The organism is Psychrobacter urativorans, from assembly GCF_904846675.1.
Classification (GTDB): domain Bacteria; phylum Pseudomonadota; class Gammaproteobacteria; order Pseudomonadales; family Moraxellaceae; genus Psychrobacter; species Psychrobacter urativorans_B.
Genome location: NZ_CAJHBT010000030.1, coordinates 1 through 13,666, shown reverse-complemented (window position 1 = coordinate 13,666; position 13,666 = coordinate 1). Strand labels below are relative to the sequence as shown.

Annotated in this window: 9 protein-coding genes; 4 read left to right on the top strand and 5 right to left on the bottom strand. The window is 43.1% G+C overall.

The window, feature by feature from the left end; genetic code table 11:
* Positions 1–235 precede the first annotated feature (235 nt).
* A complete protein-coding gene (gene recG, locus JMY06_RS11015) occupies positions 236–2,614 on the bottom strand; it encodes an ATP-dependent DNA helicase RecG (RefSeq protein WP_201618298.1) in 2,379 nt (792 codons plus the stop codon).
* A 318-nt stretch (positions 2,615–2,932) separates the two neighbouring features.
* Between recG and JMY06_RS11010 the strand changes: the two genes are divergently transcribed.
* On the top strand, positions 2,933–3,976 hold the full coding sequence (locus JMY06_RS11010; protein WP_201618297.1) for a patatin-like phospholipase family protein: 1,044 nt from the start codon (positions 2,933–2,935) through the stop codon (positions 3,974–3,976).
* 107 nt (positions 3,977–4,083) lie between these two features.
* Here the strand turns inward: JMY06_RS11010 and JMY06_RS11005 are convergent, their stop codons facing one another.
* A complete protein-coding gene (locus tag JMY06_RS11005; protein WP_201529046.1) occupies positions 4,084–4,668 on the bottom strand; it encodes a hypothetical protein in 585 nt (194 codons plus the stop codon).
* Between the two features lie 401 nt (positions 4,669–5,069).
* On the opposite strand from JMY06_RS11005, the gene argA reads away from it, so the two are divergent.
* The gene (gene argA / locus JMY06_RS11000) at positions 5,070–6,392 is read left to right on the top strand and encodes an amino-acid N-acetyltransferase (RefSeq protein WP_201618296.1); all 1,323 of its coding nucleotides are present in this window, start codon (positions 5,070–5,072) and stop codon (positions 6,390–6,392) included.
* 195 nt (positions 6,393–6,587) lie between these two features.
* On the opposite strand, the gene JMY06_RS10995 is transcribed toward argA, so the two are convergent.
* Positions 6,588–7,325: an FKBP-type peptidyl-prolyl cis-trans isomerase gene (locus JMY06_RS10995; RefSeq protein WP_201529050.1), complete on the bottom strand. Its 738-nt coding sequence runs from the start codon at positions 7,323–7,325 to the stop codon at positions 6,588–6,590.
* A gap of 524 nt (positions 7,326–7,849) precedes the next feature.
* Between JMY06_RS10995 and JMY06_RS10990 the strand changes: the two genes are divergently transcribed.
* Positions 7,850–9,595 carry a mechanosensitive ion channel gene (locus tag JMY06_RS10990; RefSeq protein ID WP_201618295.1) on the top strand — a complete coding sequence of 582 codons (1,746 nt, stop codon included), beginning with the start codon at positions 7,850–7,852 and terminating at the stop codon, positions 9,593–9,595.
* A gap of 380 nt (positions 9,596–9,975) precedes the next feature.
* Positions 9,976–10,758 carry an SDR family NAD(P)-dependent oxidoreductase gene (locus JMY06_RS10985; protein WP_201529054.1) on the top strand — a complete coding sequence of 261 codons (783 nt, stop codon included), beginning with the start codon at positions 9,976–9,978 and terminating at the stop codon, positions 10,756–10,758.
* Positions 10,759–10,828: 70 nt separating this feature from the next.
* Here JMY06_RS10985 and JMY06_RS10980 read toward each other — a convergent pair whose 3' ends face one another.
* Entirely contained in the window at positions 10,829–11,560 is a 732-nt protein-coding gene (locus tag JMY06_RS10980) for a lysophospholipid acyltransferase family protein (protein WP_201618294.1), read from the bottom strand.
* Positions 11,561–11,673: 113 nt separating this feature from the next.
* Entirely contained in the window at positions 11,674–13,563 is a 1,890-nt protein-coding gene (gene parE, locus JMY06_RS10975; RefSeq protein ID WP_201618293.1) for a DNA topoisomerase IV subunit B, read from the bottom strand.
* Positions 13,564–13,666: the final 103 nt, after the last annotated feature.

The following is a 13,666-nucleotide window of genomic DNA, read 5'->3' as shown; positions in this document are numbered from 1 at the left end:
CAGTTATGAAGCTGCTGTGATTCTAGCCTGTGTCTTTATTTGGCTGCCGCTGATTTGAATTCTATACAGACCCTAATCGAATTACAACAAATAGTATCGTAATAAAGGAAGGAGTTTTAGCTATCGCTAATAATGGTTACTAATATTGTAGAGCATCGGCACTGTTTTAAAATAGTGGTAGCATGATTTAAATGCTGCATCATCTAAGTATCACATCACTTAATCACCGCATAACTTAAGCATTGGTATAACGGCTCGCCTCTGGCATCCAGCGGTGAATAAGTTGGCTGACATCTGCCTTACGAGTAGCATCTTGGATTAAATGCTTGGCTAAACGTTGGGCAATGGTGAATAACTGCTCATCACGAATCAGGTCTGCTAGATAATAACCAACATTACCGGTCTGGCGTTTACCTAACAGCTCGCCTGGACCGCGCAGCTCTAAGTCTTTTTGAGCAATCACAAAACCATCGGTACTTTCTCGCAGCACCCTTAGACGTTCGGTACCCGTTTCAGATAAAGGCTTTTGATATAGTAATACGCAATAGCTTTTGGTCGAGCCGCGCCCTACCCGTCCGCGCAGTTGGTGTAATTGCGAGAGACCCAAACGCTCAGCATTTTCGATGACCATGAGTGAAGCATTTGGCACATCAACGCCCACTTCAATGACGGTAGTGGCAATCAATAAATCCAGCTTCCCTGCTTTGAACTCTTGCATTACCGCTTGCTTATCAGCAGATTTCATCTTGCCGTGTACCAGCCCGATACGAATATCTAAGCGCTCATTCAAGTCCTCATAGGTGGCTTCGGCAGCTTGGGCATCAAGCACGCTAGACTCTTCTACTAAGGAACACACCCAATAGGCTTGCCGTCCTGCCTCGCAATTAACAGCGATGCGCTCAATCACCTCATCACGGCGATTACGGTCAATGGTTACCGTAGTAATCGGTGTACGCCCCGGTGGCAGCTCATCAATGATGGAGGTATCCATATCACCGTAAACACTCATCGCTAGTGTGCGTGGAATGGGCGTAGCAGTCATAATCAACTGATGTGGGGTGCTATTAGCAACGCCTTTATTGGTCAAGGCCATACGCTGCTCAACCCCAAAGCGATGCTGCTCATCGATAATGACCAAGCCTAATTTGGCAAATTTTACTTGCTCTTGAAATAGGGCATGAGTACCGACCACGATTTGTACGTTATTTTCTGCAATATCCACTAACGCTTCGCGGCGCTGCTTAGCCGTTTGCTTACCTGCCAACCAGCCGACCCCAACCCCTAACGGCTCAAACCATTGCTTAAAATTGACTAAATGCTGCTCGGCTAAGATTTCAGTCGGGGCCATGACTGCTACTTGCCAGCCACTATCCAGCGCATAGCCTGCTGCTCCTGCTGCTACTAAGGTTTTACCTGCGCCCACATCACCTTGGACCAATCGTAGCATCGGAATGGACGTTGCCATATCAGCGGTGATATCGTGCATAACTCTTTTTTGCGCGGTCGTTAAACTAAAAGGTAAATTGGCAAATAGCTGCTCCGTAAGAGCACTTTGTGTGCCACATTTTGGCGCTTTATGCTTATGCAATTGTTGACGCCGGTATAATAAGCTGAGTTGATGCGCGGTCAGCTCCTCAATAATTAAGCGCTGACAGGCCGCATGGGTACGCGCAGTAAGCTGAGTCAATAAGGTATATTGCTGTCCTGAATCAGTATAAGTAGGCGGGGTATGTAATAGTACCAGCGCCTCAAAGATGGTTAGGCTATAAACATTGCTAGTATTATTGTTACCCTCTGAATTTGAATAATCATAACTAGATGGATTAGCTTTATTAACACTATTGCTAACACTGTTATTAATAATATTATCGGGCACACTACGTGCCAGCGTCGAAAATATATCTTCGGTTTCTCTATGTTCAGACTCTATGTTTTCAGCATTGAGAGCTTTTAACCCGTTGAAAGGCACTAATGGCAAATCAGCAACGGTTGCAAAATCAGCAGTAGTGAACAGGGTCATCGGTAGCCCTTGACTACGAACGGTCTGTAATGCCATCTTAATTAAAGTGCGGAGCTTATTCTGATGTAATCCTTTTACTGTCGGATAAATTGGTTGCAGGCCGGTATTAGTAATAGCCGTGCTATCGCTAATCACTTGATATTCAGGATGGTGTATCTGCTTGCCATAGCGGCTGACCTTAACTTCACCGAACAGCTGCAGCTGGGTACCAAGACTCATGGTCTGTGCCAGACCAGGGTAAACCTTAAAAAATCGCAGCCCTATCGTGCCAGTGTTATCATCTATCATCACCGTCATACCGCTACGATTGCTATCGACATGCACGATGCGCCCGCTAACCAACGCCGATTGCCCATGCGCGACCTCTGATATTGACACCAAGCGGCTACGGTCTTCATAATCGCGTGGTAGATGTAGCAATAAATCAAAAATACGCACAATGCCCAATTGCGCCAGCTGCTCGGCAACTTTTGGCCCGACACCGGCCAGCGCAATGACCGGCATATCAAGTGACGATTGCGCTGGCCCAACGTTTACATTTGCAGGGACATTGTTGGTTAAAGAGGCTGATAAGTGACTGGCAGATGTCGGCATTAAAAAGTCCTAACCCTGTATTTTTTGAGTGCGTATGCTGAAATCTTTACTTGTAAAACCTCTACTATAGCTAGATGCATATTCTATAAAATCATAATAATCAACGCGCTACCAAAATAACGCTTCACTGTCATTATAACTGACAAAGGTCTTGATTATGCTAAGCGATTTAGTAATGATGCGTCTACGTATTTAATCTTTGATAAGTAACTCGCAATAATTAATTAGCAATACACAATTAACGTTTAAAATATTTATTGTTTAGTTGATATTTAATTAACATCTGGAATGTTCAATCAACAGCTACAAGGCACCTTTATGTCCGCACGCGCTATTACACAGTTTATTAGCAGTCCTGTCCGCAAGCTGACGTATTTATCATTATTGTTCCGTGCAAGTTTAATTGGCGCATTAGGGGTGCTGACCAGTGCTTGTAATAGCATCACCCCGATAGTAACCAGCCCGCAAATAGCGCCTGAGCCCTATACGCCCAATGTGGCGTTAGTATTAGGCGGCGGCGGTGCTAAAGGCTTTGCCCATGTTGGGGTAATTAAAGCCTTAGAGGAAAACGGTATCACCCCAACCTTGGTGGTCGGCACTAGTGTTGGCAGCTTAGTGGGCAGTTTATATGCCAGCGGCTATACGGCGGCGCAATTAGAGCAAGTGGCATTGACCACCCCCGATAGCGCATTGACGGATTTCACTCTATCGAATCAAGGCTTTATTGAAGGTATTAAGCTTAAAAACTTTATTAATGCTAAAGTTGGTGGGCAACTAATAGAGGACTTTCCCATTAGTTTTGCCGCTATCGCTGCTGAAAAGGACAGTCTAAAGAAGGCAGTATTTACCACAGGAAACGCGGGGCTGGCAGTGCAAGCATCTTGTAGCGTGCCGAATATTTTTATCGCCCCACGCATTCCTGAAAAGGTAGGCAAAAAGTATATCGATGGCGGTGTGGTCAGCTTAGTACCTGTCGATAGCGCCCGTGATTTAGGCGCTGACATTATTATCGCTGTCGATGTCACCGATCCTAACTCTGGTTCTGATACTACTATCGCTAACCATAATAAGTTGCCTATCTCTAGATTGTATGACATTAACTCCTTCAGTAATTTTTGGGGTTTACTAGAACAAAGCTTAGCGGCAAACTTGAATAGTAATGTGGCTGTTAATTCAACCTCCAACCATGAACGCCAACGCGCTGATATTATTATTACGCCCAACGTTAGTCATATCAGCTCATTAGATACCAGTCAGCGCCGAGCTTTAATCTCTGCTGGCAGCCAAGCCACCAAACCGCAAATTACTGCTATCAAACAATTAATCAAAGATAAATCTAACAGTAAATATACTATGCTTTAGTAGCTGGTCATTTATAAAAACAGCACCACAATTATAAATTATGGTGCTTTTTACGATTAAGCTAAAATTTATGATTAAGATAAAGTGATTAATATAAATACAACGCTTTATTTAACGCGTGCACGATACTTAACCGTCGCAGTATCATTAAGGCCAACCGCTTCTAAATCCCAACGTACTGCTTTGTAGTACTGCAAAGGAATTTCTTGAATCCGACCATCAATATTACCGCGCAGTGGCATACGGGCAAAAGTATTGCCATCCGCACTACCAAATGGGAAGGCTGGAGCTACATCACCGAGCAGTTCAACTTGCTCGGGGATGCTCATCGTGACCGTCATTTTACGAACCCTATCGGGGTTAGTATTGGTAAAGAAACCTTGATACTCCAAAATATTACCGGATTGCAAACGCGTATTGGCGTTAACTGGAACCAATAGCTCTTGACCGTTGTCATCCACGCTGATAAGAGAGGCAGTAATTTTGCTACTCACAGCTTGCGCGCTTGAGCCGCTGTTATTATTCCCAGCTTGGTAAGCAACTGAACTATCGAGCGCAGGCTCTGGAGTGGGCAACATGGCGGAGGCTTGCGTGACTGCCATTGCGCCAACTAACGTGCCGGCAACGACGTGAAACAAGCGATGACCGGTCCATGCGGCAAACGGATTGGCAAAATGGTTGCTTTTTTTCATGATGAGTATTGTTCCTAGTTAATAGATCGGTAAAACAGAGCTGACAGAGAAAGGTAAGGTACGACCACTGAGCATTTTAAACACTTCATTAACAATCTTTTAATTTCAGATAGTTAAGTTTAGATCATTTATTTTAAATACGTACTGCTACAGGGTAAACGCCTATTACGGCGATTAAAGCATACAGAAGGCAATAACACTTAGCATAGCAAAAAGCTTTTATCGGAATACTTACCCCGTGTTGCGGTTATGTATACCATTAGACGACTGTGAATCCATATCACTATGACTGAAATAAAAAGATAGCTCATACCGACGTTTTTTGCTATGGTAAATATTTAGCATTCAACAAATTTTTCGCTTTTCTCCCCCTTTCTCTACTACTATTTACTGTTCCCACTATGACTAATAGCGCCATGCCACAGATTAATCCTGAATACGTCCATTGGTTCCGTAACTCTGCCCCTTACATTAATACTCATCGCGGCAAGACTTTCGTGATTATGTTTAGTGGCGAGGCGGTTAAACATCCGAATTTTACCACCCTTATCCATGATTTTGCCTTATTGCATAGCTTAGGTATTAATTTAGTATTGGTACACGGTGCACGCCCGCAAATTGAGAAAAACTTAAAAGAGGCAGGCATTACTTCACCGCTACACCAAGATGTTCGCGTCACGCCACGCGAGGCCATGCCGTCTATTCTACAGGCAGTCGGCGCCATTCGTTTACAAATCGAAGCCCAACTGTCCATGGGATTGGCCAATTCACCGATGTACGGCTCACGTATTGATGCGGTTTCGGGCAACTTTGTCACCGCCCGCCCGTACGGAATCCGTGATGGCGTCGATTACCAGATGACCGGTGAAGTACGTTCTATCGATGTTGACGCTATCAAGAATAACTTACTACACAACCATATCGTTATTTTAGGCTCAATGGGTTATTCAGCGACGGGTGAAGTGTTTAATTTATTGGCAGAAGACGTGGCTCTAAGTGCCGCCGTAGCGTTGGGTGCAGATAAGCTCATTTTATTAGGCGAAGAAGCTGGCATTAGTGACGATGAGCGCTTGCTGCGGGAGATGATTCCGAATGAGGTCGATCGTTTCTTACGCGGACGAGATTTAAATAGTGAAATTAATTACTTCTTACATTGCGCTAGTAGCGCCTGCCGTCAAGGTGTTCATCGCACCCATATTATCTCTTATGCCAAAGACGGTGCTTTGTTAGAAGAGCTTTTCACCCGTGATGGTTCCGGCACCTTAATTAGCCACGACCCATATGAAGAAATTCGCCGAGCAAATATTGATGATGTGGTCGGTCTGCTTGAATTGCTCACCCCACTTGAAGAGCAAGGTATCTTAGTTGCGCGTTCACGTGAGCGCTTAGAGCAAGAGATTGATAACTATAGCGTGATTGAGCGTGACGGTATGGTGTTAGGCTGCGCCGCGCTAACGCCATTAGATAGCACCTCAGCTGAAATCGCTTGCGTCGCTGTTCATCCTGACTATCGTAGCGGTAGCCGTGGTGCTGATTTGCTAGCCTTCTTAGAGCAGCAAGCGCGCAGTCATGGTCTCAATAAATTGTTTGTATTGACTACTCGCACGGCGCATTGGTTTGTTGAGCAAGGCTTTGCTGAAGTTGACGCCAGCGCCCTACCGGAAGCGCGCCAACAGCAGTATCATAACGGTCGTAATTCTAAAGTATTCCAAAAATTGCTATAAGACTCGTAATAATTTTTATGAGTAGGCACTTTTAGATGTTATTAAAAAAATCGGTTAAACATAAAATCATTTAGACATAAATAGTTGTTCAGACATAAAAAAGGCCCTCATATATGAGGGCCTTTTTAGTTTAATCTTCAACCCAGTTTTAATAAAAACGCCTTACTTATATAAAGGCGGATTTATAAGAGTATTTTACTTGGCTTTTACTTTTAGCAATTCAACCGTAAAGATTAAAGTACTGTTAGGCTCAATACCAGCGTTCCCCGCTTCGCCATAAGCGAGGTCTGATGGAATATAAAGCTCATATTTACCACCCTCTTTCATCAGCTGTAGACCTTCTGTCCATCCAGTGATAACTTGGTTAAGAGGGAATTCAATCGGCTCACCGCGCTCATACGAGCTATCAAATACAGTGCCGTCTAAAAGCTTGCCTTCATAATTAACTTCAACTATATCAGTCGCTTTTGGCATTTTGCCAGTACCCGCAGTAATTACTTTATACTGTAAACCAGAAGCAGTAGTTTTCACGCCTTCTTTTTTCGCATTTTCTGCTAGGAATGCTGCGCCTTTGGTTGTATTTTCTTCACCCTGCGCTTGCATGTCTTCAATCATCTTTTCTTCTTGCTCTTTTTGATACGCTATCAACACTTCTTCCATTTGCTCTTGGGTCAGTGCTGAATCTTTACCTTCGTAACCGTCGCGAAAGCCTTTCTCAAAAGTATCTAAATTCAAGTCTTGAACAGCATCTTTATTTCCTTCAGCCATCATAAAACCTAAACTATAGCCCACTTTTTCGGGTGCCGGGCTTTGCTCAGTAACCGCAACACTTTTAGCAGCTGTCTCCTGATTGCCATTGTTAGTGCTGCAACCTGTAGCCAATAACATGGCACTAGCTAGCGTACTGATGGTCAAGGTAGTAATTTTTTTCATAGAATACTCTCAGATTATCAATATATTGGTGAGATTTCACCTGTCTACTATAATAGCAAATCTTAGTTTTGGGGGCCACATTTGCAATGAAATTCTTAGGCTTATGTACAATCTCTGTTAATAATAGCCGCAGAAATAACAACTTATCACACAACTATAGTAAGAAGTTAAGCTTTCTGTCTTTAATCATTACATTATATCAGCTAAGCTAACTTAGTTAAGATGATGAGTAACCGAATGTATGGTTTTTTGTCATCGACTGTCAAATAATGGCAGCGGAGCAAGCCGTTTGTAATAGTTCATTTACTTAATGATTAATACTCTAAGTATCTATTGGGCAACACTCCAAGCAGCTAGTGAATGGCGAATAAATAGCCTTACTCTACCGTTGTACGCATAAAAATTTTAATTAAAAAAATACTAATACTACTATTTACGACTACCTATGGGTCAAGAAGTTGAGCGCACAACCTAAGACAGGTTGGGTGGCCATTACTGACTTATAACACTTAAAGGAGGACGGGATGAACCCATCGTTTACATCTTTCAACGGTTATCTTGGTGGACCTATTGGCTCCATTATTGGCGCTATTCTGATTTTCATCATCGGTTGGCTAGTCGCTCTCGGCATAGCCGCCCTCGTACGCAATGTATTGGCCAAGGTCAATGTCAACCAGCGCATGAACTCATCAACAGGTAAAACCTACGATATAGAAGGAATTATCTCCAAGATTGTGTTCTGGTTCATTTTCATAATTGCCATCTCAGGCGCACTGAGCCAATTGAACTTAAACTCTATTTCAGCACCGTTTGCAAATATGGTTAACCAAGTATTGGCATTTATCCCTAATCTTATCGGCGCTATCGCTGTTGGTATTATTGGTTGGGTCATTGCAACGGTTGTGCGTACCGCAATCAACACTGGACTCGCTAAAACCACAATGGACGAGCGTTTAAGCGCCCAAGCTGGTATTAAGCCGATGAGCAGCACTATCGCCGATATGGTTTATTGGTTCATCTTATTGGTTGTATTAACGATGATTCTAGGTCAATTAGAGCTTGATGGCTTATTTGCACCTTTGACTAACATGGTTGATAAAATCTTTGGCTTCATCCCGAATATTCTTATTGCTGGTGTGGTCTTTGTGGTGGGTTATATCATCGCCAAAGTCGTACGCGGCATTGTGACTAACTTAGTGTCTACCTTTAATGTGCAAGAGCTGGCTTCTAAAGCAGGCTTAAGCGAGAAGAATAGCTTACCAAATATCGCCGGTTCTTTGGCGTTCCTAGTAGTAATCATTCCAACGATTATCGCCGCTTTAAACGCGCTAAAAATCGAAGTGATTGCCCGTCCTGCTACTAACATGCTTAACAAAATCATGGAAGCATTGCCAAATATCTTTATGGCAGCAGCAATCTTGATTGTGACTTATTATGTAATACGCATGGTCGCTAACATCATTAAAGGCTTAATTGAAAATACTGAAATCAACCAATTGCCTGCTAAAGTCGGTCTACAAGAGACTATGGGCGACAAACAGATTTCTGACTTAGTTGGTTATGCGATTACTTTCTTTGCCATGTTGTTTGCATCGATTGCAGCCGCTGACTTACTTGGTTTTGAGCCTATCTCAGCCATCATCACTATGTTTATAGCCTTTGGTGCTAATATCATCCTTGGTGCGATCATTCTGTTTATCGGCTTTTGGCTTGCCAACATCATCGCTGGTGTCGTCGAGCGTTCTGAAAAAGGCTCACAATTTTTAGCTAATATCGTACGTGTATTGATCATGGGCTTGGTACTTGCCATGGGTCTAAAAGCAATGGGTATTGCGGACTCTATCGTTAACCTAGCATTTGGTCTAACTTTAGGTGCAGTTGCGGTAGCTTTTGCTCTATCTTTCGGGCTTGGTGGCCAAGAAGCGGCTGCTCGTTTCCTACGTAAGATGCAAAACAAGATGGACGAAGAACGTACCGGTCTAAAAGTAGACACGACGCGTCATACTAAAACAACATCTACTACTGATAAAGTAGCTGATGCGGTTCATGATGCGACGCCTAGTGCTGCAACAGCAGATGCTACTAATACGACCCATACGCCTACCAATAATGATCTGAGTACAGATACCGTTGATACCAGTAAACTAGGTACTGACTCTGTAGATATCATTCACGTAGATGTAGACGGTAATAATACAGATACTAGCTCAGACTTATCCTCTAACAGCAGTTTTGATAGTGACAATATCAATAATGATGATGATAGATAAGTTTTCATAACGGTATTAGTTCATTTACCACAAAAAAGACAGCCTCGGCTGTCTTTTTTTATGGCAACATTTTTAATATCCCATCACCCATGCAAGCTATGATTTGGGATTACGAGTAGGTATGGTGGTGTTTAGTTACATTCGTAGCAGCTGGATTTGATAGGTCTTTTAAGCTTTATCCATGAATATCAGCAAATAATACCGACCTAAGCTGACATAAGAATGCTTGCGTAGCACATATAAAATAGCTCTCAGACTAAGTCAAATATCGTCATAAAAAGACAATAAAACCAAGGGGCTTACATATCGCTTTAATAGTAGTGACTTGCTATGATAGTTACAAGCATATTGACCTCTTATGATAACAAGGATTGAAGATCATGAAACGCTTTAGAGAAAAAACGGTTATTGTCACGGGTGCAGGCTCAGGTATCGGCCGTGCAGCTGCCATTCGCTTCGCTCATGAAGGCGCCAATGTAGCGTTAGTTGGACGTACTGCCGAGACATTGGAGCAAACCGCAAAAGAGTTTCCACAAGATCGTACATGGATTCACACGGATAACTACTTAACGGTGACTTGCGATATTAGCGTACAAAGCCAAGTACAAGAGATGATAAAACGGGTAATAGAAAAATTTGAAACCATTGATGTATTGGTAAATAATGCAGGCAAAGCTACCCAAGGTAAAATTACTGAACTGTCAGGTGAAGATTGGAAGTCGGCAATTGATATCAATTTAAATGGCACTTTTTATGTCTGCCAGGCTGCCATTTCACACCTGATTGTATCGAAAGGTAATATTGTCAATGTCTCTTCACTATCAGGTATTGGAGGCGACTGGAATATGGCCGCCTATAGTGCTGCTAAGGCGGGCGTTAGCAATCTAACTCGTACTCTCGCTTTAGATCATGGACCCGATGGAGTGCGCGTCAATGCAGTTAATCCAAGCGTCACTAAAACCAATATGACCAGCGCAATCCAAGACAACGATGCAAAGACTGATAAATTCCTAGAACGATGCCCACTCGGACGTCTTGCCACACCTGACGAAGTTGCTGCGGCTATTACTTTTTTAGCAAGTGATGATGCCTCAATGATAACTGGTGTTAATCTGCCAATAGACGGCGGCGTTAGTGCCTCAAATGGACAACCACATTTTTAAAAACGTTAAACGCGAAGTTAAAGAACGATAGTATCTATCATCTGATAGATATAATAATAACTCTAAAAAGTCAGTTATTGAAGCCCGACTGATTAATATCCTGTAGCGGTTGTGATAAGCGCTCAGGATGACGCGGCACTATTCCACGATACTGAGTGTAAATCTGTAGCAAATCCGCTTCGATAGCTCCAGTTGGATACACCAGCTCTAAAAAACGCACCTCTTTGGTATTGTAATCTAACGCCACGGGTAAAATTGGCACATTAGCACCTAAGGCCAAATAGTAAAAACCCGTCTTCCAAGATTCGGTATATTTGCGTGTACCTTCTGGCGATAATCCTAAAAACAATGGCTCACCAGTTTTAAATTTATCAATACTGGCTTGTAGTACTGAACCTTGGTTACTGCGATCAATAGGAACTATCCCTATCCATTGTAGGAGCTGCGAGAGTATCGGTACCTTAAACAAGGTATGTTTACCCATAATGCTAATCTTTAAATCCAATGCCAAAAGACTAGGAATGGCATAAACACCATCGGCATTCGAGGTATGCGGTAATGCCAGTACGACGGCTTGAGGGATATTTGGAATCTCGCCTACCGTACACCAACCTACCGTCTTTAACAACCAAGACGCAACAATCGGTGCTACTTTGCCATCACGTTTGGGTATTAAGTTGCCCAAGTCTTTTTTACGTAGCTTGGGCCATACTTTAGAACGAGGAGTTTTAGAGGACTTAGCTTTAAAAAAAGTAGGTTTAGGACGATTAGCTTTAGAGCGAATAGCAGACTCAGATGTCATAACGGTACCATATGAAAAGGAATATGAATATCACAGCATCATAATTGCACCTCTAAACTGACTTTTACAAATTTTTATGCCGCCATAACTTGCTCATTTGTAAGTAAAATAGCTTATAGCGCAATGTCGGCTAGATTACCTTTATCTTCAAGCCAAGCTTTACGGTCAGAGGCACGTTTTTTTGCTAATAACATATCCATAATATTATTCGTTAACACCATATCGTCCATATCCAACTGCACCAAACGGCGGGTATCACGGTTCATTGTGGTCTCACGCAACTGTTCAGCACTCATCTCGCCCAGCCCTTTAAAGCGTGTTATTTGCGCTTTTTTATTACCGGGAACACTGGCTAATATATGCTCAAGCTCCGGCTCATCTAACGCATAATGTACGTCTTTACCAACATCCACTCGGTATAACGGCGGCATCGCTACAAATAGATGACCGGCCTCAACCAACGCCGGAAAGTGCCTGACGAATAAAGCACAAATTAGGGTCGCAATATGGAGACCATCGGAATCAGCATCGGCCAAAATACATATTTTATCGTAGCGCAATTCCGACAAATCAGTAGAAGCTGGATCAACACCGATAGCAATCGCGATATCATGTATCTCTTGGCTCGACAATACCGTGTCCGACGACACTTCCCACGTATTTAATATCTTACCGCGTAAAGGCAAGATTGCTTGATAATGTCGATCGCGAGCTTGCTTGGCACTGCCGCCAGCCGAATCTCCTTCCACTAAAAAAAGCTCCGCACCATCACGTAGGTCTCCACGGCAATCTGCCAGCTTACCTGGCAACGCTGGACCTTGAGTGATTTTTTTGCGCGCTACTTTTTTGGCAGATTTAAGACGACGTCCAGCTTTGTTAATGGCCAATTCTGCAATCTCAGTACCCAAGTCAGCATGTTTATTGAGCCACAAGTTAAAGGCATCTTTTGCTAAAGTTTGCACTGCACCTGCCGCTTCACGACTAGACAAACGCTCTTTGGTTTGACCCGAAAACTGCGGTTCAGAGAACTTCAACGACAAGATATAATTTACCCCATCCCACACATCTTCTGCGGTCAGCTTCACGCTACGCGGTAGTAAATTATGAATATCACAAAACTCACGTAACGCTTCCAAAATACCAGTACGTAAGCCATTTACATGTGTACCACCTTGGGCAGTAGGAATAAGATTCACATAGCTTTCTTGTACTGGGTTACCGCCTTCAGGCAACCATGACAGCGCGAGGGTAATTCCAGCGCGTGCACCCACTTTAGCATCATGATGATAATAAAATGGGGCTTGCGGTAAGGTCTCTAACCCATCTAACTGTTCAGTTAAATATTCAACCACCCCATCAGTGAACTGCCAAACTATCTTCTCATTATTAATATCATCGATAAACTCGATAGTAAGACCCGCTGCTAATACTGCCTTAGCCTTTAGGTTGTGTTTCAGCTGTTTAACATTAAATTTGGGGGTATCAAAGAAACTACCATCTGCCCAAAAGCGCACTTTGGTACCGCGTTTACGTTTGTTGGAGCTGACAGATTCAATTAATGAGGTAACTGGCGTTCCATTTTCGAGCGCCATATCAAACTGGGTTCCATCACGCCATACCGTGACCTCAACTCTCGTTGATAGTGCATTAACCACAGAGATACCAACCCCGTGCAAACCACCTGATACTTGATAATTAGAGGTCGAAAATTTACCACCGGCATGCAGACGAGTGAAAATCAACTCAATACCCGTTTGCTTGAATTCAGGATGAATGTCAGTTGGCATACCGCGGCCATCATCTTCTACTGATAGCGAACCGTCTTCATATAACTGAACTTTAATAGTTTTAGCATAGCCAGCTAACGCTTCATCGACAGCGTTATCGATGACCTCTTGCGCCAAATGATTGGGGCGGGTGGTATCAGTATACATACCTGGGCGGCGACGGACAGGTTCAAGCCCTTCCAAAACCTCTAAAGATTGCGCATTATATTGATTCACAAAAGCATCCTTCGATTTCTATAAACGATTAGGGTCTGTATAGAATTAGGGAATAGTTGAAAAAAATAAGCAACGCCTTAAACTCTTGTTTACCACAACAAAG